Source organism: Winogradskyella alexanderae (assembly GCF_020166335.1).
GTDB classification, from domain to species: domain Bacteria; phylum Bacteroidota; class Bacteroidia; order Flavobacteriales; family Flavobacteriaceae; genus Winogradskyella; species Winogradskyella alexanderae.
The window spans coordinates 160258-179503 of the sequence record NZ_JAIUJR010000007.1; the positions used below are offsets into that span (position 1 = coordinate 160258).

A 19246-nucleotide genomic window follows, 5' to 3' on the forward strand; every position below is an offset into this window, starting at 1 on the left:
GTTTTATCGCTAATTCGCAGGATATATCGGTGGAATTAAAATTGTAACAATTTTAAGTAATGTTCTACCAATAAGTAAAATAAGGTTTAATTTAACGAGAGAAATTATGATTCAGGTAAAAGGAGCATTAGTATTAGGCACAATAATTGGCGCAGTTGCTGGTGTTTTATTAGCACCGGATAAGGGAAGTGTTACGAGAGATTATCTTAAAAAAGAGGGTAAGGAAATTAAAGATAAACTGGTAGTCGACTTCAATGAGGTTAAGGACGATTTGTCTAAAGCAACAAAATCTGGTAAAAATAAGTTTAAAGAAGATGTTAGAGACTTTGCGTCTAAAGCTAGTTATAAAACAGAAGAAGCTATTACCTATTTAGAAAAGCAGTTGGCCTTATTAAAGGAAAAAAATAAAAGTTATCAAAACCCAATTTAAAGACTTTGAACAAGCCTCTTTTTTATTGTTGGCCATTCACTTTTTAGTATTCCATAGCAACAGGTATTACGTCTATATCCATCAACCATGAGGATGTTTTTGCGTAAAGTTCCTTCAAGTTTTGCACCGATTTTTTCAACGGCGCGTCTCGATTTTGAATTTCGTTCGTCAATTCTAAACTCAACTTTTTCAAAACCCATAGTTTCAAAAGCGTGTTGAAGCATCAGAAACTTCATATTTGTGTTTAAACCAGTACCTTGAAATTTTTTGCCAATCCAGGTCCATCCTATATGTAAAACCCTGTTCTTGTGATCAATATTTCCGAATCTAGTGGAACCAGCATAAGATTTCATTTTTTTATCATAGATAATGAACGGAATAATCGTTTTATGGTAATAACCGTTAACCGCAAGTTCAACATAAGATCTTAATTTTTCTGTAGTTAATATGTCTGATGGCGAATAATATATTAGCTTCTTTTCCTTCGCTATGTTTTTTAAATTTAAGTAGTTGCTCAAATCTAATAAACTCAGTTTAACACGTTCATTTTCTAATAAAGGCATACTCATCCTATTGCATTTATAAGGTCAATATTTACAATGTGTTTGCCCTTAAAAGGTTTTACATGCAATTTGTCATGGAATAATTTCTTTGCCTTTGCTGTTTCTTCTTTTATCCTATCGTCATTTAAATACTCATCCATTGTACCATAAACCAACAATACATTCGTGTTTTTATTTAAATAACTATAGTCTTCAGGATTCAATTCTTTAGGTATGCCACCTGAGTGTATAATCAATGTGTCACATTGTATCTTTCGTTTTGCGAGATAGCGTAAAGCAACACTGACTCCCTGGGAATATCCTAAAACGATCAATTTATGATTTGAAGGCAGTTTTTCATTGTCAAGAATTGCATCGAAATAATTTATGATGTTTTTCATACCGGATTTGGTATTGTCTCGAGTTAACCAATTGGCTCCTACATGCATTTTTGGTTGTTGATAATACTTGCTCGGAGCCTGTGGTGCTATAATGTAATTTTCTTCTGGATTGAGATCTTTAAAATACTTTAAAAAATATCTGCTCAAATAACCCATACCATGACAAACAAACCAGATATTTTTTGTCGTTTCGCTCAAGGTGTTTAATGTGGAATAAGAATTATTGGCTTGGTAGCTTATTTCTTTTTCGTAAGAATTCATTATTCTAAGTATCTTTGCAATCGACTTTAAAAATAACCATTTTCTATGCAACTTTCTAAAGAAGACTTTCTGAAAAAAGCTAACACAATTTGCAAAAACACCTTGATGGAAACCTTAGAAATCGAGATGATTGACTATGGAAGAGATTACCTTGTTGCTAGAATGCCTGTTACACCGAAGGTACATCAACCAGATGGCGTATTACATGGTGGCGCAACCGCTGCACTTGCTGAAAGTGTTGGTAGCTTTGCTTCTCATGTATTTATTGATGTAGAGAAATATTTTGTAAGAGGATTAGAAATAACTGCTAATCATTTAAAAAGTGTCAAATCTGGATTTGTTTATGCAAAGGCAACTTTTATTCATAAAGGGAGGACTACCCAATTGTTAGATATAAGGATAACAGATGAAAAAGACAATTTAATTTCCGTCTGTAGATTATCTACTATATCGCTACCCAAAACAAGCTAGAATGAATAGAAATTCATTTTTTTCTGTATTAGAGGATCATTATCACAAAAAATTACCCTTTGTAGTTTATAGCAGGCCAATAAATACTATCATAAAATGTTGGCTGCAACAAAATGATGAATTGTATACGACAGATTCTTATGAAGAATCTGGGTTTGTCTTCGCACCTTTTGATTCTAGTATGGATAGCATCCTAATTCCAGTTGAAAAATCTGCTCACTCAATTCTAAATATCAAACCTAACGAACAACTACAAGTTCGATTTTCTACAAAAAGGAGTGAACCATTAAACGTAGAAAAAGAAATCCATATTAATCTATTAGCCAAAGGTATATCTGAAATTAAAAAAGGTAATTTAAATAAAGTAGTTCTATCAAGATTTGAAAAACGTAATATCGAAACAGTAAGACCATTAGAGTTATTTAAACAGCTTTATAATACCTATAAAAATGCAATGGTGTATTGCTGGTATCATCCAAAAGTAGGATTATGGCTCGGTGCAACACCTGAATTACTTTTTAAAGTTGTCGGTAATCACTTAACAACTATTTCCTTAGCTGGTACCCAACCTTATATTAAAGATGAAGTGCCCAAATGGAAAGCAAAGGAAATTGAAGAACAAAAAATCGTAACGGATTTCATAGTTGAACAGATTAAAGACTATACATCACATATCAATATATTAGATACCGAAACCGTGAGGGCTGGAAATCTAATTCATATAAAGACACGAATTAAAAGTAGAATTAATAGTTCATCAAGCCTAAAAAATATTATACAAAATTTGCATCCCACACCAGCGGTATGTGGCAATCCAAAAGAGGCTTCAAAAGCGTTTATTTTGGCAAATGAGAACTATAATAGAGAATACTACACAGGATTTTTAGGCGAGCTAAATTTAAAAGATACGCTCAATAGGAACACAAACAAGCAAAATGTAGAGAACAGCGCATATTCGAGTGTGAAGACCATTTCAAATTTCTATGTCAATTTAAGATGCATGCAGATAAAAGGAGGTGTTGCAAAGATTTATGTCGGAGGAGGCATAACTAAAGATTCAGTACCTGAAAATGAGTGGCAAGAAACTGTAAATAAAACTAAAACTATCGTTAACGTATTAAGGTAAAACAGCTATAATCCTTATCTTTGCACGCTGATGAAATATTCCAAGATTCCTTTATCTCAGACCGTTGTTGCATTGTGCCAAATGTATAAAATTGAGCACGTTGTAATTTCGCCAGGAAGTAGAAACGCACCATTAACCATAGGTTTTTCTTATAATAATAATTTTAAGTGCTATAGTGTAGTTGATGAGCGTTGTGCTGCATTTTTTGCATTAGGAATTGCACAACAAACTAAAAATCCCGTTGCCCTAGTTTGTACCTCTGGCAGTGCTTTACTTAACTACTTCCCCGCTGTTTCAGAAGCATTTTATAGCAATATTCCATTAATAGTACTTTCAGCAGACAGACCAAAGCACTTAATTGATATTGGTGATGGACAAACGATAAATCAGCAAAATATTTACGGTGTACATGTGCATTACAGTACTAATTTAAAATTAGATACAAAAGATGAACTCAATACGCCAAAGGATGGAGAGTTGCCAATTATTAAAAACATTGAAAATAAATTAGAGCGTTTCCTCGGAATTCAAAAAGATATTCAAACTTATAATGAAACTGAAATTGCAACAGCCTTATCAATTGCAAGGTTAAAATCTGGTCCAGTTCACATAAACGTTCCTTTCGATGAGCCCTTATATGATACCCTTGATAGCCCAACCATAACTGTAAACCCAGTAGTACTCAAACAAAGGAAAGAAAAAGTTGATGATTTTGAAATTAAGAGTTGTTTGGATATCTGGCAAAGTTGTAAGCGTAAAATGATTTTAGTTGGTGTATTGTTACCAAATACGGTGGAGGAGAAATTACTCAACGAAATTGCAGATGAAGACAGTGTTATTGTATTTACAGAAACAACATCAAATCTAAATCACCCAGATTTTTTTCCAGGTATAGATAAGATTATTGCACCATTGGATGATGAAGATTTCAAAAAACTTCAACCCGATTTACTATTGACATTTGGTGGATTAATTGTTTCAAAGAAAATCAAGGCGTTTTTACGAAAGTATAAACCTGAACATCATTGGCATGTAGGTTTGAACAAAGCCAATGATACATTCTTTTGTCTTAGTAGGCATATTCAACTTTCTCCAAATACATTTTTTGAAGCCTTTTTGCCAAAGATAACGCACCATCCTAAGAGTGATTATAAACAGTTTTGGTTAGAGATAAGGCAAAGAAGACGAAAGTTGCATAAGGCATATATTAATGAAATTGAATTTTCGGACTTTCTGGTTTTTGAAAAATTGCTAAGTACCCTGCCAAAGCAGAGCCAATTGCAGGTTGGAAATAGTTCTGCTATTAGATATACACAATTGTTTCAATTAAGAAAAGACATATCTGTTTTTTGTAATCGTGGCACAAGTGGAATTGATGGAAGTACTAGTACTGCTATAGGAGCATCAATTGTATCTAAGAACCGAACGACCTTTATAACTGGCGATTTAAGCTTTTTCTATGATAGTAATGCACTTTGGAACGGTTATATACCATCTTCGTTTAGAATTGTGATTATAAACAATGAGGGTGGAGGTATCTTCAGGATTCTTCCGGGCCACAAGGATAGCGAAAATTTTGACACTTACTTTGAAACCAAGCACAATTTAAAAGCTCAGCACTTATGCGAAATGTATGGTTTTGAATATTCTACGGCAAACGATAATGCTTCATTAGACAATGTACTAGATACATTTTATAACAAATCAAATAAACCAAAATTGCTAGAGATATTCACTCCTGCTAGATTAAACGACCGGATACTACTCAACTATTTTAAGTTTATTAAATAAGATAAATTAAACTTTATAATTAAAGTGACTTTTAGGTTTTTTAGGTGTCTAAAAAATAGTTAACTTTAAAGAGTAAAAATTTTAATCTAAAACAACAAAAATGAGTAAAAGAGATGACTTAATCGCAAAATATGCGGCGGACCTCAAAGACAAGTGTGGAGTAAATCCTGATATGGACTTATTAACTAAGGTGACTGTGGGTTTAGGACCATCAATTTATAATGCAGATGCGGCTACAGTTTCTGGTTCTGATGAAAAGGAATTAGCAACTGTAAAAAATAATTTTTTAGTTAAGAAATTAGGTTTAAAAGATAGTGCTGATCTGGATAAAGCTATAGATTCTGTAATTGAAACATATGGTCGTTCAAATAGAAATAAATACAGAGCTGTTATTTATTATTTATTAACTAAGCATTTTAAGAAAGAATCTGTATATAAATAATTCAGAAATTAAATAAAACTAAAAGCGTCATAATTACCATTGTGGCGCTTTTTGTTGTCTTTTAATATATACCTTTGTGGAATGATTGTACTTGGCCAATATAATACCTTAGAAATACTTAGAGACACCAATCCTGGTCTGTTTTTAGGAGATGAGGAAGGCAATGAGGTATTGTTGCCTAATAGATATGTTCCAAAAGAATTTGAAATTGGAGAAAAGATTAAAGTATTTGTTTATTTAGATAATGAAGAAAGGCCCGTTGCTACAACAGATAAACCATATATAACTAAAGGCGATTTTGCTTTGTTAAGATGTAATCAGGTGACTAAATTCGGTGCATTTTTAGATTGGGGTTTGGTCAAGGAATTATTTTGTCCATTTAAAGAACAAGCCTTCAAGATGAAAGTAGGAGGCTGGTACTTAGTTCATTGTTATTTGGATGAAGAAACGGGGCGCCTTGTGGCCTCTAGCAAAACAAACAGATTTTTAGACAATAAAGAACTCACAGTATCCAGATTTGATGAGGTAAATTTAATTGTATCTCATCCTTCTGAAATAGGTATGAATGTAATTGTCAATAAAAAACACTTGGGGCTTGTATTTAAGGATGATATTTTTAAGGATATTAGTGTTGGAGATAAACTCAAGGGAATTGTAAAAAAAATACGAACAGACAATAAAATTGATATTTCACTGAGTCAAATAGGTTATAGAAATATAGAGCCAAATGCTCAGTTGATTCTAAATGAACTTAATGATAATAGTGGCTTTTTACCTCTGCATGATAAATCCAGTCCTAACGCTATTAAAGCACAGCTTCAAATGAGTAAAAAAAGTTTTAAAAAGGCCATTGGGAGTTTGTACAAAGAGCGAAAAATAGACATTAAATCAGACGGTATTTATTTAAAGTAGTCTATTTAAAAACTCAGACTCCAAGACATTGAATCCTTAAACAGATGTTGCTACAGCATTGTGATTTATTCATTATTTTTGCAAACAAATTGTGAGAAAAGATGAGCCATATCAATTGGAAGATTGCAAAAGAGTATGAGGATATTACCTATAAAAAGTTTAATGGTGTAGCTAGAATTGCCTTTAACAGACCCAATGTTAGAAATGCCTTCAGACCAAAAACAACATCTGAATTATATGATGCATTTTACGATGCTAACGAAGATACCAGCATTGGAGCCGTCCTATTAAGTGCTGAAGGGCCTTCTACAAAAGACGGTGTTTGGAGTTTTTGTTCTGGTGGAGACCAAAAAGCGCGTGGACACCAAGGTTATGTGGGTGAAGACGGGTACCACAGATTAAATATTCTAGAAGTACAACGGTTAATAAGATTTATGCCAAAAGCTGTAATTGCAGTGGTACCAGGTTGGGCAGTTGGTGGAGGACATAGTTTACATGTCGTATGTGACTTAACTTTGGCTAGCAAGGAACACGCTATTTTTAAGCAAACAGATGCAGATGTAACAAGTTTTGATGGAGGTTATGGTTCTGCGTATTTAGCCAAAATGGTGGGGCAAAAGAAAGCTCGAGAAATCTTTTTCTTAGGCAGAAACTATTCTGCTCAAGAAGCATTTGAGATGGGTATGGTCAATGCTGTAGTTCCTCATGAAAAGCTTGAGAAAACTGCTTATGAGTGGGCACAAGAAATATTGGCAAAGTCACCAACGTCGATTAAGATGCTAAAATTTGCTATGAATTTAACCGATGATGGCATGGTAGGTCAACAAGTTTTTGCGGGAGAGGCAACGCGTCTAGCCTACATGACCGATGAGGCAAAAGAGGGGAGAGATGCATTTTTAGAAAAAAGGAAACCTAACTTTCCTAAAAAATGGATTCCGTAATTCTAACAATATTTAAATGAAGAACATTAAACCGTGGCTTTCTGCCATGCGCTTAAGAACGTTGCCCTTGTCTGTATCGGGTATTATTTTAGGAACGTGTTTTGCTATTTATAATGGATTTTTTAGTTGGTGGGTTTTGGTTCTTGCTATTCTTACAACGATTAGCTTACAAATTCTATCCAATTTGGCAAACGATTATGGAGACGGTATTAAAGGAACGGACAATAAAGATAGGGTTGGTCCAGAAAGAGCCATTCAAAGTGGGGCAATAACACCGGATCAAATGCTCGATGCAATAAAATTCAATATCATTGTTGTTATCATACTTACTTTCGCTTTAATCTGGGCGGCCTACGGACCAAATGAATTCTTATTGCTATTGTTATTTGTTGTATTGGGAGGACTTTCTGTTTACGCTGCATTGAACTATACAATGGGAGACTCACCGTATGGTTATAGAGCGTTAGGAGATGTCTTTGTATTTATTTTTTTTGGGTTAATTAGTACTTTAGGAAGTTATTTATTGTACACTAAAACTATAGACCATGTGGCATTATTGCCAGCAATTTCACTCGGTTTGTTTAGTGTTGGGGTTTTAAACCTAAATAATATGAGGGATATTGAATCCGATATAAAATCAGGGAAAATTACGCTTGCTGTAAAACTTGGATTAAAAAAAGCTAAACTTTATCATTACTGTCTTATAGTCGGGGCAATGCTCATCACTATAGTGTTTTCTTTATTATATTATGTTCAGATATATAATTTTTTATATCTCTTGTCCTTCTTTCCTTTCATAATTCATTTGGTTAAAATTAAAAATGCTGTTAAGCCCAATGATTTTGACAGTCAATTAAAAGTTTTGGCACTGTCAACATTTCTCTTTTCAATATTATTAGGGATTGGATATATTTTATATTAATTTTAATCATATAATTGAAGATTAAATAATTTAAAATGAAAGTAACATTTTATGGTCATGCCTGTTTAGGTATTGAAATAAAAGGAATTAACATTCTTGTAGATCCTTTTATTACAGGAAACGAAAAAGCTTCTCATATTGATATTGATGCAATAAAAGCAGATTACATATTATTAACACATGCGCATCAAGATCATACTTTGGATGTGGAGTCCATTGCTAGTCGCACTGGAGCAACAATTGTTTCTAACTATGAAATTGTTGTTCATTATCAAAATTTGGGTTTTAAAGGTCATCCAATGAACCATGGTGGTTCTTGGCAATTTGATTTCGGAAAAGTAAAGTATGTTAATGCGATACATACATCGTCATTTCCAGATGGTAAATATGGCGGTCAACCGGGAGGCTTTGTTATTCAATCAGATAAAACAATCTATATAGCTGGTGATACCGCTTTAACTTATGATATGCGATTAATAGGAAAAGGATTTGACCTTGATCTTGCAGTACTGCCTATTGGTGATAATTTTACAATGGGAGTGGATGACGCTATTCAGGCTGCGCGGTATGTTGACTGCGACCTGGTTTTAGGTTATCACTATGATACCTTTGGGTATATTGAAATTGATAAACCTAGAGCAAAGGCAAAATTTGATTCTAAATTAAAGCGCCTAGTTTTATTGGATATTGGGCAAAGTATGGATTTATAAAATCTATCTTACAGCACTTTTCAAAATTACTCTATGCAGTAGTTTAGGGAAAAATCGCTTTAGATAAATACCTTTAGTTTCACCCTTACCAATGTAAGCTTCAAACTTTTGCTTCTTTATAGCTTTTAGCATTCGTTCTACAAAAATTTCCGGTTCAAGGCCATTTTGGGTTGCATTATCTTGTTTGTTAAGTTTGGTGCCATCTCCAATTAGAGCATTTCTTGAAATATTTGTATTTACAAATCCTGGACAAATCATTGTAACTTTGATGTTGTCTTGGACATGTTCTAATCGTAGCGCATCAAAAAAGCCATGTAGGGCATGTTTAGCACCACAATAAGAAGACCTATATGGAGAGCTAAACTTACCCATTAAGCTGGTTACGGTAACAAAATGCCCAGATTTATTTTCAATAAAATGAGGTAATAATGCTTTACTCAGGGCTACAGTGCCTAAATAATCAATTTCCATTAGTTTTTTATCTACAGAAATAGCAGTTTCTATAATTAGCGAGCGTTGGCTAATACCTCCATTATTAATTAACATATCAATTTTACCAAAAAAGGATATAGCTTTGCTAACTATTTCGTCCATTGATTGGTAATTTGCAAGATCAAAAGGTAAAACGCGGATATTTCCACTATTATCACATTCGTCTTTTACTCTTTTCAATTCGTTCTCGCGTCGGGCTGATAAAATGAGATTGCAATGCTCTTTAGACAAAGCCTTTGAAAGTGCTTCACCTATACCACTTGATGCGCCGGTAATCCAAATAACCTTACCTCTAAACATTAAATATTCTTATTTGATTTAAGCCACTCTTTACGCAGGTCGGTACTTATTTTACCGGTTCCATCATGTTTCCAACCGGGTGGTTTTATAAGATATAACCATCTATTCTTTAATGATTTTTTACCGCTGAAGGCATCTCTAAACATATAAAACCATTCAATAAATGCAATTTTTATTGGATTAAAGGTGTTTATGTTCTTTACCAAACCATAGGTTACTTTTTCATTTTCAAGTTCAGGTTGGAAAGTACCGAATAATTTATCCCAAATGATTAAAATACCTGCATGATTACGGTCTAAATATATTGGATTACTACCATGGTGAACACGGTGATGGGAAGGAGTGTTGAAAATTGCTTCAAACCATTTTGGCATTTTATGTATTATCTCGGTATGTATCCAAAATTGATACAATAAGCTTATAGACATTTGCAACATAATCATAGCCGGATGAAATCCTAAAAGTGGAAGCCACAGCCAGAAAATAAAGGTGTAAAAACCACCGCTCCATGTTTGTCGCAAAGCTGTACTTAGGTTATAGTGTTGTGAGGAGTGATGCACCACGTGAGAGGCCCAAAATAGACGACACTCGTGCGAGATTCTATGAAACCAATAATAGGAAAAATCATCTGCAAAAAATAATAGAACGAAAGACCACCAAGCTATTGGTATTTCAAAAAATTTGAAGCTGTCGTAAATCAAGAAAAAGGCAAAAAGCACTAATGCCTTGCTTGCAAACCCTAAAAACACATTTCCGAGACCCATGGCAATAGAGGAAAAGGCATCCTTCGGTTCATAGGTTTTTAATCCCATTTTCACGGTAACATAAAGTTCCAACAACATAGCAAATATGAAGAATGGAATAGCATATAAAATAATATTTGGAAAATCTGGCATTACTTCATTTAAAAATGTGAGTTGCGTATTTTTGCAATTCAAAAATAATGGATTTTACACGAAGTAAAAATTACTCTTGTTCAATTTGTCATCAACCTCTGATGTAAAAATCATAAGATGGCCAAAAGTGAAAATTGTAAATGGAGGTAACTACCAAAATCTTTGGGCTTGCAACAAGGTATTAATTTATGAACGCAAAATATCAGAAATATATATTAGATTTTAAAAGACCTAGTGGTACATCGAGAGGCGTTTTAACTACTAAAGAAACTTGGTTTATCCAAATAAATGATAGTGGTAAAACAGGTATTGGCGAGTGTGGTATTTTGCGTGGATTGTCTATTGACGATCGTCCAGATTATGAAGAAAAATTAAACTGGGCCTGTAAAAATATTGATATCGGATTAGATAAGCTGTTAAACGCGTTGATTGAGTTTCCTAGCATTCAGTTTGGGCTAGAACAAGCATTTAAATCTTTAAATGCGGTGTCACCTTTTGAATTGTTTGAATCCCCTTTTACTAATGGCGAAGATAGCATACCTATAAACGGTTTGGTATGGATGGGTACAGAGGACTTTATGCGAGAACAGATTGAAGAAAAAATTGCATTAGGTTTCACCTGTATAAAAATGAAAATTGGAGCTATAGATTTTGATACTGAGTTAAATATATTAAAGTCAATACGCAAGGAATTTTCAGTTTCCGATATAGAGTTACGCGTGGATGCAAACGGCGCATTTTCTTCAAATGAAGCACTTGAAAAATTAAAGCGATTATCTGAGTTTAGCCTTCACTCAATTGAACAACCCATAAAACAAGGCCAATTGGAGGAAATGGCCGAATTATGCGATGTTACACCACTTCCTATAGCACTTGATGAAGAGTTAATTGGCGTTTTTGATTCAATATCAAGAAACGAACTTCTAACAACTATTAAGCCACAATACATAATACTCAAACCAAGTTTAGTTGGTGGTTACAAGGGTAGTGAGCAATGGATAAATTTTGCTGAAGAAAATAACATTAAATGGTGGATTACGAGTGCTTTAGAAAGTAACGTTGGATTAAACGCAATTGCCCAATGGACCTACACCTTGGATAATCCTATGCCACAAGGATTGGGTACGGGAAGTTTATTCACTAATAATTTTGTTTCGCCATTAATTGTAAAAAATGGTACTTTGCAATACGATAAAACACACAAGTGGGATTTTAATTTATGAGTATGGTTTATATACAACAAGCATTTAAAGGGTTAAGCGATGGTTGGCGATATTTCGTTGGTACTGTCGTGGTAATTGCCTTTGTAATATTAGGTCAAATTCCTTTCACAGTTGCAACTTTTATTGAAGCTTCCAATCAAGGCTTAAGTCTGTTTGAGTTAGATGAAAATAAATTAATGACCATTTTAGAGCCAAACCTAAACCTATTCTTGATGTTATTATCCTTTGCCGTAGGTCTATTAGGAATACTTTTGGTTAACAAGTTTTTGCATAAAATGACTTTAACTCAATTGACAACTGCAAGGCAAAGAATCGATTGGAAACGGTTTTGGACTGTTTTCTTTGGATGGGGAATTTTATCTTCTGGGTTTGTACTATTGGATTATTTTTTAGCTCCAGAGGATTATGTTTTAAACTTTGATTTTAATAAGTTTTTAATACTATGTGTTATTGCAATTGTAATGGTACCCTTGCAGACAAGTTGTGAAGAGTACTTGTTTAGAGGATATCTCATGCAGGGACTTGGGGTTATTACTAAAAACAGATGGTTTCCACTTTTGTTTACTTCCATTGTTTTTGGCTTATTGCATATAGCCAACCCAGAGGTTGAAAAATTAGGTTATATTATTATGGTTTATTACATAGGCACAGGTTTGTTTTTAGGTATTATAACATTAATGGATGAGGGTTTGGAACTGGCCTTAGGATTTCATGCGGCTAATAATCTGTTCACAGCACTCTTGGTTACAGCAGATTGGACCGCTTTTAAAACCTATTCTATTTTAAAAGACATGTCAGATCCTACAGAAGCAACATTAACTGATATTATAGTGCCAGTTTTTGTAATTTTTCCAATACTTTTAATAATTCTTTCTAAGATGTATGGATGGAGTAATTGGAAAGAGCGATTACTTGGAAGAGTTACAGAACCGCCTAAAGACGACTATAAAATAATTGAGTAAAATGACTCCTAGTTACACAAAAATACATAATAGGTTTAAGCTAAACGGTCTTCATTTTAATCGTGAAGAACTTAAGGAAGTAGCCTACAGTTTTATAAAGGAAGGTGAAGACTATGAGAAGGCTTCCGGAAACTTCTTAATTGATTGGCTCAATGATAATGACTACCTATATGTAAATACATCTGGCTCAACCGGTAAACCAAAAGCAATAAAACTACTAAAACAGACCATGGTAAACTCTGCGATTGCAACGGGTGACTATTTTGGTCTTGAACCTGGAGACACTGCATTAGATTGCTTACCAAGTCATTATATAGCAGGTAAAATGATGTTGGTAAGGGCAATGATACTTGGTTTGGAAATTGATCATGTAGAACCTAGTGCACATCCAATTTTTGATTATGAAAAGAACTATGATTTTTGTGCTATGATTCCTTTGCAATTGAAGCATACTATTAACTATACGCACAATATCAAAACCATCATAGTTGGAGGTTCAATTATTACCAAGCCTTTATTAGAACAAATCTCACACAGCACCTCAAAGTTTTATGAAACGTATGGTATGACCGAGACAGTCACTCACGTGGCTGTGAGGCAACTTAAATCCAAAAATGGCAAAGGGGAACAGTTCTTTAAAGCCTTGCCAAATATTTCATTTGATAAAGATGAACGAAACTGCCTTATAATTAATGCTTCAAATTTAGTTGAAGAAGCCTTAGTAACCAATGATATTGTTGACTTAAAATCAGATACCAGTTTTAGGCTATTAGGGAGGTATGATAATGTTATTAATTCTGGAGGGATTAAATTATTTCCTGAACAAATTGAAAATAAATTGCAACCTGTTATTGATGAGCGTTTCATTTTAGCAGGTGAGGAAGACGGTACACTAGGAGAAAAGCTTATCTTAATTATAGAGAGTCCGAGGGATACCAAGGAGTCCATTTTTAATAGAATTAAGCAACTTAAGGGCTTAACAAAATACGAGGTACCGAAGGAAATATATGTTGTAGATAGATTTGTTGAAACGGTAAACGGAAAAGTCCAAAGAAGCAAGACAATTGCTAAGGCCATAGGCTAGTTAGCTCATTTAAACTGCCATTTTACTCAATAGCTCTTTCATACCAACGATTTGGTATTTAGTTTTATGTAAACGCTAAATACCAACCTTATGAAAACACTATTTCAATTTGTAATCGTACTAGGGCTGTATTGTTCTAGTTATTCTCAGGAAAAGAATATTGAAACCGAATCTATAGCGATAGAGCATTTAATTAGCTTTATGGTAGAGCAATTTTCTGTAAATTCAGATACTATACCACAGCGTAATATTACATTTTTACTAGAGACTTACGCACCTAGTTTTAACACGCAAGATAGAGTAATTTTAAGACAAGCTTTTAAATTGCTGTCTGAACGCCTTACTCAAAATGACTCAGTAAGCATAGTGGCCTATTCAAAATATAACGGGATTATACTCGAAAGAACTGATACCAAAAATGTAAAGAAACTTTTATATGCTGTAGAAAACCCAATTTCAAGTATTAGCTTTTTAGAAAAGGACGGGATAGGTTTAGCCTATAATATGGCTAAGAAAAACTTTTCCAAAAATACCGAAAATTCCGTAGTGATGATTAGAATTCCAAATAATGAATTCTCTGTAAACGATAGTAAAAGGAAGAACGTCTCAGAATCTCAAAATTTGAACCGGAGAAATAAAAATACAGTTTTACTTACTGCAATAGCATTACTTCCAGAACTCATAAAAGTTATAAAAGACTAAGCTATAATTAAAAACCCAATGCTAAAAGGCATTGGGTTTATACTTCTTATGCATTTAAAATTAGTTACCTGCAGATAGATTCTTCATTTCCTCTTCTATCATTTCATAGAATTCATCAATTTTTGGTAATACAATAATTCTGGTTCTTCTATTTTTTGCTCGGTTAGTCGCAGTGTCATTTTCTACAAGAGGCACGTGGTAACTACGGCCTGCGGCGATAAGTTGTTGTGGATTTACTTTTAGTTCCTCTAAGACTCTAACAACTGAAGTGGCACGTTTTACACTTAAATCCCAGTTATCTAATAATGGTGGTTTACTGTAAGGCACGTTATCTGTGTGAGATTCTACCATAGCTTCGAAGTTTGGTTTACTGTTAATTACTTTAGCAACCTTACCTAATATTTCTTTTGCTCGGTCAGTTACATTATAACTTCCACTCTTAAACAAAAGTTTATCTGCAATGGAGATGAATACAACACCTTTTTCTACATTAATTTCAATATCAGGGTCGTCAATACCAACTTCCTTCTTTAAACTAGTTACAATTGCAAGAGTTACACTGTCCTTTTTAGTAAGTGCATCTTGTAGTCGAGAAATTTTCAGATCTTTTTCTTTTAAACTCTCTAAGGAGCGCTCTAAATTTTCGGCACCTTTTTGTGTCAAGGTTGTTAAGTTGCCTTTTGTATCAATTAAATCTTGATTCGCTTTTCGTAAATCGGCTAACTGATCTTTCATTGTTTCGACTCTCGCATTTGCTGCGGCAGCATCAGAAAGACATTTGTTTAATTTTACCGTGGCAGAATTAAGTAAATCTTGTGTTTCTTTTTGCTTTTCCTCTAGTGCCAGATATTCTTTTTTGGACACACAGGATGTTAAAACCATCATTGAGCAAATACTTAATATCATTAATTTTTTCATAATCAGTTTACTATTTTAATTTATAATTAAATCAGCTCAAAATTATAGAAAAGTAGTGTTGAAAAAGAATAGATTAACAATTTTTTTAACAGTTTTATAAACAATTAAAAAGTCTTCTTACCTAAGAAAAAATAAGACCAAACAATGGATTTTATCTGAAAATAATTTGAACGCTTTTTTAATAGCTGTCTCTGTTTGAGTATGTAACTTAAATTTGCGTAAAATGACGCATGTGCCTTCAATACTGAAAGGAAAAATAAAGGTTTCAAAATAAATAAAAACCTAAGGCCTGCAAGGCCATCTAATAGCATTCTTGTCAGAATTCTACCAACTAAATTTTTGTCAGTATTTTTCGCAAGTGTAAAAAGACTATTTCTAAAGTTGAGGTATGTTTTTTTTGGATTAGTATTTTTAAGTGTCGCACCACCAACATGATAAACTACCGAATTGCCAGTAAATCTCGTGGTATAACCCAAATTAAAAGCACGCCAGCAAAGATCAATTTCTTCCATATGGGCAAAGTAGGCTTCATCAAACCCTCCAAGAGATTTAAATATTTTATTTTTTATAAAAAAGCATGCGCCTGACGCCCAGAAAATATCTGTATTATCATCATATTGACCAATATCTTTTTCTATATGCTTAAATAATCGTCCTCGGCAATAGGGATAACCGTATTTATCTATAAATCCACCGGCTGCGCCAGCATATTCAAAATACTGCCTGTTGTTAAAGTCTAAAAGTTTTGGTTGTACAATAGCAAGAGTTTTGTCTTTGTTAAATTCAAATAAAATGGCTTCTAGCCAATTATCGGTTACTTCAACATCGCTATTTAACAAGCATAGTAGTGGTTCAGACACGTCCTTTAAGGCTTCATTATAACCTTTTGCGTAACCTCCATTAATTGGATTTTGAATAATCTGAATGTTGGGATAAACAGTTTGAAGAAAAGCAACAGAATTATCTGTTGACGCGTTGTCTGCAACATAGATATTTGCATCTTCTGAAAAATTAATTATTGAGGGTAAAAATTTTTCTAATAATAGTTTGCCATTCCAGTTAAGAATTACAATTGCTATGTCCGTTGTGTTATACTTCAAAACGACTTATAATTTGGGATATCCTTTAAAAATGCATATCGGTTCGCCTTATAATTTATTAGACAATAATAATGATTAAAACCATTTGTAACCATAAGGTATGTAGCGTTTAACTTCATGTTATAACGTGCAATTTGATCAAACGTTGTCTGGTTGATAGCAATATTGGGAGCTTTACATTCAACAATCAAATAAATGCTTCCGTCGGAATTAAAAACCACAATGTCATATCGTTTTTTAAGATCATTTATTACCAGCTCTTTTTCAACATTTATTAAAGATTTGGGAAATTTTTTCACGTTAATAAGATAATGAACACAATGCTGTCTGACCCATTCTTCAGGCTGAAGTATGACGAATTTTTTCCTAATCACATCAAAAATAGAAACTTTATTTTCTTTACTTTTGAGACGGTATTTAAACGGTGGAAAGTTCAGCTCTTGCACAGAGCAAAATTATCACTTTATAAGTATTTCGTTTTACATTTTAAGCGAAAATTTTACCCTAAAAATTAAATTTGTTTTCAATTGGAGGACGTAAAGAAAATCGTGTCAGATATAAATAAGCGTAACCTCAAGCCCATTTATTTTTTAATGGGAGAGGAACCCTATTACATTGACAAGATTTCCGACTATATTGAAGATAACATTTTGGATGAAGCAGAAAAAGGCTTTAATCAAATGGTACTCTATGGTCGTGATATTTCGATAGAAGACATAGTGAGTAACGCAAAGCGATTTCCAATGATGGCCGACTATCAGGTTGTTATTGTAAAAGAGGCTCAGGATTTAAGTAGAACGATTGAAAAGCTCGCCAATTATGCAGAAAATCCGCAACCCACTACCGTTTTAGTCTTAAACTACAAGTATAAAAAATTAGATAAGCGAAAGGCTCTTTACAAGGCTTTAAATAAAACAGGTGTAGTTTTCGAAAGTAAAAAACTATATGAAAATCAGGTTTCTGACTGGATAAGAGGTGTTTTAGCAAGACAGAATTATAAAATTTCTCCGAAGGCATCGCAAATGTTGGTTGAATTTCTAGGCAACGATCTTAGCAAGATAGATAACGAGCTTAATAAACTAAAAATAGTACTTCCCGAAGGAACGCAAATTACACCAGAGCATATCGAAGAAAATATTGGTATTAGTAAGGACTTCAATAATTTTGAATTGCGAAAAGCAGTTGGTGATAAAGATATTAGTAAAGCCCAACGAATAGCTAAATATTTTGCTGATAATCCTAAGGATAATCCTTTGGTTGTAACCATAGCATTACTTTTTAGTTTTTTTTCCCAACTATTGCTGTTGCACGGCTTACGAGATAAATCTCCACGCAGTGTAGCTTCTGCTTTACGAATAAATCCCTATTTTGTTAATGAGTATTTGATAGCTTCAAGAAATTACCCAATGAAAAAGGTAAGTGCAGTGATAGCCTTATTGCGCGAATTTGATGTGAAGGGTAAAGGTGTAGGAGCTAATGCAGTACCTCAGGGTGATCTATTAAAAGAACTATTGGTTAAGATATTCAATTAATCAATTAATAACCGTTTAATTAGAAAATTACCTTCGGCATCCCTTATGTTCACCATGTAAATACCATTTGATAATTTTGAAATATCAATTTTAGAATTTGTAGAACTAAGCACTAGTTCTCCTTTCATAGAAAAAATTTGGGTTGAGCAATATTCTCTATTGAGTACTATTTCGGTATTTGCTGGGTTGGGATAGAAGCATAATATATCCTTAATAGTTTCAGAATCAGAAAGGGTAGAGGTATTAAAGCTGTATAAACCTTGGGAATCTCCGGATAATTCCTCCGCACTAATCAGATAAGTTGTAGAATTAATGAATGCTATACCCTCGGTTTGACTCGAATAATTTAAAGGTGTGTTTAAGGATGTTTTTAATATTGAACCGTTTGAAAATATACCATTGCTATATCCATTAAGTTGAATTAAAAAAGAACCTATGCCATCATAGCCAACCAAAACTACTTCGCCGTTTGATGAGTTATAAGCAGCACCGGTAATTAATCCTTCTGAGTTAAATGAATCTATTAAAGTAGCGGTATGATTTCCTGGACTATCCGGCAGTTCATAGATATTTGTGGTGGCATCAATCCAGTTTTTTGTGAAGATATAAAGTTTATTGTTGAAATGTATCAGTGCTTCGGCATCAAAATTCGTTGAAAACGCAGAAGGTGTAAAATCAGTTTGATCACCATAATTAAAATTAATCAATTCTGCTACTACCGTTGTATTATTAAAATAGTCATTACGAGAGATTCTGTAAATCTTCAAATCTGTACGATTACCCTGATTGTTTCCAATATCAGCAACATAAATATAGTTAGAATCATAGGCAATATCTTCCCAATCTACATTGGTTGCATTAGCAATGGTAACTGTTCGGTTAATTGTTCCATCACCATCATTTATTTCAAATAATTGATTTGTGTTACCTGAATCATTGTGTGTAATCAAGGTATTGCTTAGATGTAATAAGCCCGATGTCTCCGATAAGTTGCTGTCTAAAGGCGTTACCAAAATATAGTCTTGAGCGACTAAATACATAGGTAGTAGAAAAATCAAATTTTTGAAGATAGTTCTCATCTTAGATTG

22 protein-coding genes are annotated in these 19246 nt (G+C 33.4%); 14 read left to right on the forward strand and 8 right to left on the reverse strand.

Translation table 11 applies throughout. The annotated features are described in order from the left end of the window. Nucleotides 1-106 precede the first annotated feature (106 nt). On the forward strand, nucleotides 107-430 hold the full coding sequence (locus tag LBU54_RS11420) for a YtxH domain-containing protein (protein ID WP_224529625.1): 324 nt from the start codon (nucleotides 107-109) through the stop codon (nucleotides 428-430). On the opposite strand, the gene LBU54_RS11425 is transcribed toward LBU54_RS11420, so the two are convergent. Then, nucleotides 427-999 carry a GNAT family N-acetyltransferase gene (locus tag LBU54_RS11425; RefSeq protein ID WP_224529626.1) on the reverse strand — a complete coding sequence of 191 codons (573 nt, stop codon included), beginning with the start codon at nucleotides 997-999 and terminating at the stop codon, nucleotides 427-429. The genes LBU54_RS11420 and LBU54_RS11425 overlap by 4 nt on opposite strands. Further along, the gene (locus LBU54_RS11430; protein WP_224529628.1) at nucleotides 996-1634 is read right to left on the reverse strand and encodes an alpha/beta hydrolase; all 639 of its coding nucleotides are present in this window, start codon (nucleotides 1632-1634) and stop codon (nucleotides 996-998) included. The genes LBU54_RS11425 and LBU54_RS11430 overlap by 4 nt, the downstream gene beginning before the upstream one ends. 45 nt (nucleotides 1635-1679) lie before the next feature. Here LBU54_RS11430 and LBU54_RS11435 point away from each other — a divergent pair, with 45 nt between their 5' ends. The 8 genes from LBU54_RS11435 to LBU54_RS11470 all read left to right on the forward strand — a co-directional run bounded on the left by LBU54_RS11435 (nucleotide 1680) and on the right by LBU54_RS11470 (nucleotide 8949). Next, nucleotides 1680-2105, forward strand: a complete 426-nt coding sequence (locus LBU54_RS11435; protein WP_224529630.1) for a PaaI family thioesterase — start codon at nucleotides 1680-1682, stop codon at nucleotides 2103-2105. A gap of 1 nt (nucleotide 2106) precedes the next feature. Then, entirely contained in the window at nucleotides 2107-3231 is a 1125-nt protein-coding gene (locus tag LBU54_RS11440) for a chorismate-binding protein (RefSeq protein WP_224529632.1), read from the forward strand. A gap of 30 nt (nucleotides 3232-3261) precedes the next feature. Then, complete coding sequence (gene menD, locus LBU54_RS11445; protein WP_224529634.1) at nucleotides 3262-5022, forward strand: 2-succinyl-5-enolpyruvyl-6-hydroxy-3-cyclohexene-1-carboxylate synthase; 1761 nt, start codon at nucleotides 3262-3264, stop codon at nucleotides 5020-5022. Nucleotides 5023-5122: 100 nt separating this feature from the next. Next, nucleotides 5123-5464, forward strand: a complete 342-nt coding sequence (locus LBU54_RS11450; protein ID WP_224529636.1) for a DUF2853 family protein — start codon at nucleotides 5123-5125, stop codon at nucleotides 5462-5464. Between the two features lie 81 nt (nucleotides 5465-5545). Further along, on the forward strand, nucleotides 5546-6376 hold the full coding sequence (locus LBU54_RS11455; protein ID WP_224529638.1) for a CvfB family protein: 831 nt from the start codon (nucleotides 5546-5548) through the stop codon (nucleotides 6374-6376). Between the two features lie 101 nt (nucleotides 6377-6477). Continuing rightward, complete coding sequence (locus LBU54_RS11460; protein ID WP_224529654.1) at nucleotides 6478-7317, forward strand: 1,4-dihydroxy-2-naphthoyl-CoA synthase; 840 nt, start codon at nucleotides 6478-6480, stop codon at nucleotides 7315-7317. Between the two features lie 16 nt (nucleotides 7318-7333). Then, nucleotides 7334-8239: a 1,4-dihydroxy-2-naphthoate octaprenyltransferase gene (menA, locus tag LBU54_RS11465; protein ID WP_224529655.1), complete on the forward strand. Its 906-nt coding sequence runs from the start codon at nucleotides 7334-7336 to the stop codon at nucleotides 8237-8239. Between the two features lie 35 nt (nucleotides 8240-8274). Further along, on the forward strand, nucleotides 8275-8949 hold the full coding sequence (locus LBU54_RS11470) for a metal-dependent hydrolase (RefSeq protein ID WP_224529657.1): 675 nt from the start codon (nucleotides 8275-8277) through the stop codon (nucleotides 8947-8949). A 3-nt stretch (nucleotides 8950-8952) separates the two neighbouring features. Here LBU54_RS11470 and LBU54_RS11475 read toward each other — a convergent pair whose 3' ends face one another. Together LBU54_RS11475 and LBU54_RS11480 are read right to left on the reverse strand one after the other, a co-directional pair. Beyond that, the gene (locus LBU54_RS11475) at nucleotides 8953-9741 is read right to left on the reverse strand and encodes an SDR family oxidoreductase (RefSeq protein ID WP_224529658.1); all 789 of its coding nucleotides are present in this window, start codon (nucleotides 9739-9741) and stop codon (nucleotides 8953-8955) included. Further along, the gene (locus LBU54_RS11480) at nucleotides 9741-10679 is read right to left on the reverse strand and encodes a sterol desaturase family protein (protein WP_224529659.1); all 939 of its coding nucleotides are present in this window, start codon (nucleotides 10677-10679) and stop codon (nucleotides 9741-9743) included. The genes LBU54_RS11475 and LBU54_RS11480 overlap by 1 nt, the downstream gene beginning before the upstream one ends. Nucleotides 10680-10825: 146 nt before the next feature. Between LBU54_RS11480 and LBU54_RS11485 the strand changes: the two genes are divergently transcribed. From LBU54_RS11485 to LBU54_RS11500, 4 genes are all read left to right on the forward strand, one after another. Beyond that, nucleotides 10826-11860 (forward strand): o-succinylbenzoate synthase, encoded by a 1035-nt coding sequence (locus LBU54_RS11485; protein WP_224529660.1) that lies wholly within the window; start codon nucleotides 10826-10828, stop codon nucleotides 11858-11860. 2 nt (nucleotides 11861-11862) lie between these two features. Further along, nucleotides 11863-12822 carry a CPBP family intramembrane glutamic endopeptidase gene (locus tag LBU54_RS11490; protein ID WP_224529661.1) on the forward strand — a complete coding sequence of 320 codons (960 nt, stop codon included), beginning with the start codon at nucleotides 11863-11865 and terminating at the stop codon, nucleotides 12820-12822. Nucleotide 12823: 1 nt separating this feature from the next. Further along, nucleotides 12824-13906, forward strand: coding sequence for an AMP-binding protein (locus LBU54_RS11495; RefSeq protein WP_224529664.1), 1083 nt, complete (start codon nucleotides 12824-12826; stop codon nucleotides 13904-13906). A 90-nt stretch (nucleotides 13907-13996) separates the two neighbouring features. Then, nucleotides 13997-14608 carry a vWA domain-containing protein gene (locus tag LBU54_RS11500; RefSeq protein ID WP_224529666.1) on the forward strand — a complete coding sequence of 204 codons (612 nt, stop codon included), beginning with the start codon at nucleotides 13997-13999 and terminating at the stop codon, nucleotides 14606-14608. 60 nt (nucleotides 14609-14668) lie between these two features. Here the strand turns inward: LBU54_RS11500 and LBU54_RS11505 are convergent, their stop codons facing one another. The 3 genes from LBU54_RS11505 to LBU54_RS11515 all read right to left on the reverse strand — a co-directional run bounded on the left by LBU54_RS11505 (nucleotide 14669) and on the right by LBU54_RS11515 (nucleotide 17072). Further along, nucleotides 14669-15526 carry an OmpA/MotB family protein gene (locus LBU54_RS11505; protein ID WP_224529668.1) on the reverse strand — a complete coding sequence of 286 codons (858 nt, stop codon included), beginning with the start codon at nucleotides 15524-15526 and terminating at the stop codon, nucleotides 14669-14671. A 104-nt stretch (nucleotides 15527-15630) separates the two neighbouring features. Continuing rightward, the gene (locus tag LBU54_RS11510; protein ID WP_224529672.1) at nucleotides 15631-16626 is read right to left on the reverse strand and encodes a glycosyltransferase family 2 protein; all 996 of its coding nucleotides are present in this window, start codon (nucleotides 16624-16626) and stop codon (nucleotides 15631-15633) included. Then, complete coding sequence (locus LBU54_RS11515; RefSeq protein WP_224529675.1) at nucleotides 16623-17072, reverse strand: type I restriction enzyme HsdR N-terminal domain-containing protein; 450 nt, start codon at nucleotides 17070-17072, stop codon at nucleotides 16623-16625. The genes LBU54_RS11510 and LBU54_RS11515 overlap by 4 nt, the downstream gene beginning before the upstream one ends. 81 nt (nucleotides 17073-17153) lie before the next feature. On the opposite strand from LBU54_RS11515, the gene holA reads away from it, so the two are divergent. Beyond that, entirely contained in the window at nucleotides 17154-18158 is a 1005-nt protein-coding gene (gene holA / locus LBU54_RS11520; protein ID WP_224529677.1) for a DNA polymerase III subunit delta, read from the forward strand. Here holA and LBU54_RS11525 read toward each other — a convergent pair. Next, nucleotides 18155-19237, reverse strand: coding sequence for a T9SS type A sorting domain-containing protein (locus LBU54_RS11525; RefSeq protein ID WP_224529681.1), 1083 nt, complete (start codon nucleotides 19235-19237; stop codon nucleotides 18155-18157). The genes holA and LBU54_RS11525 overlap by 4 nt on opposite strands. Nucleotides 19238-19246 lie beyond the last annotated feature (9 nt).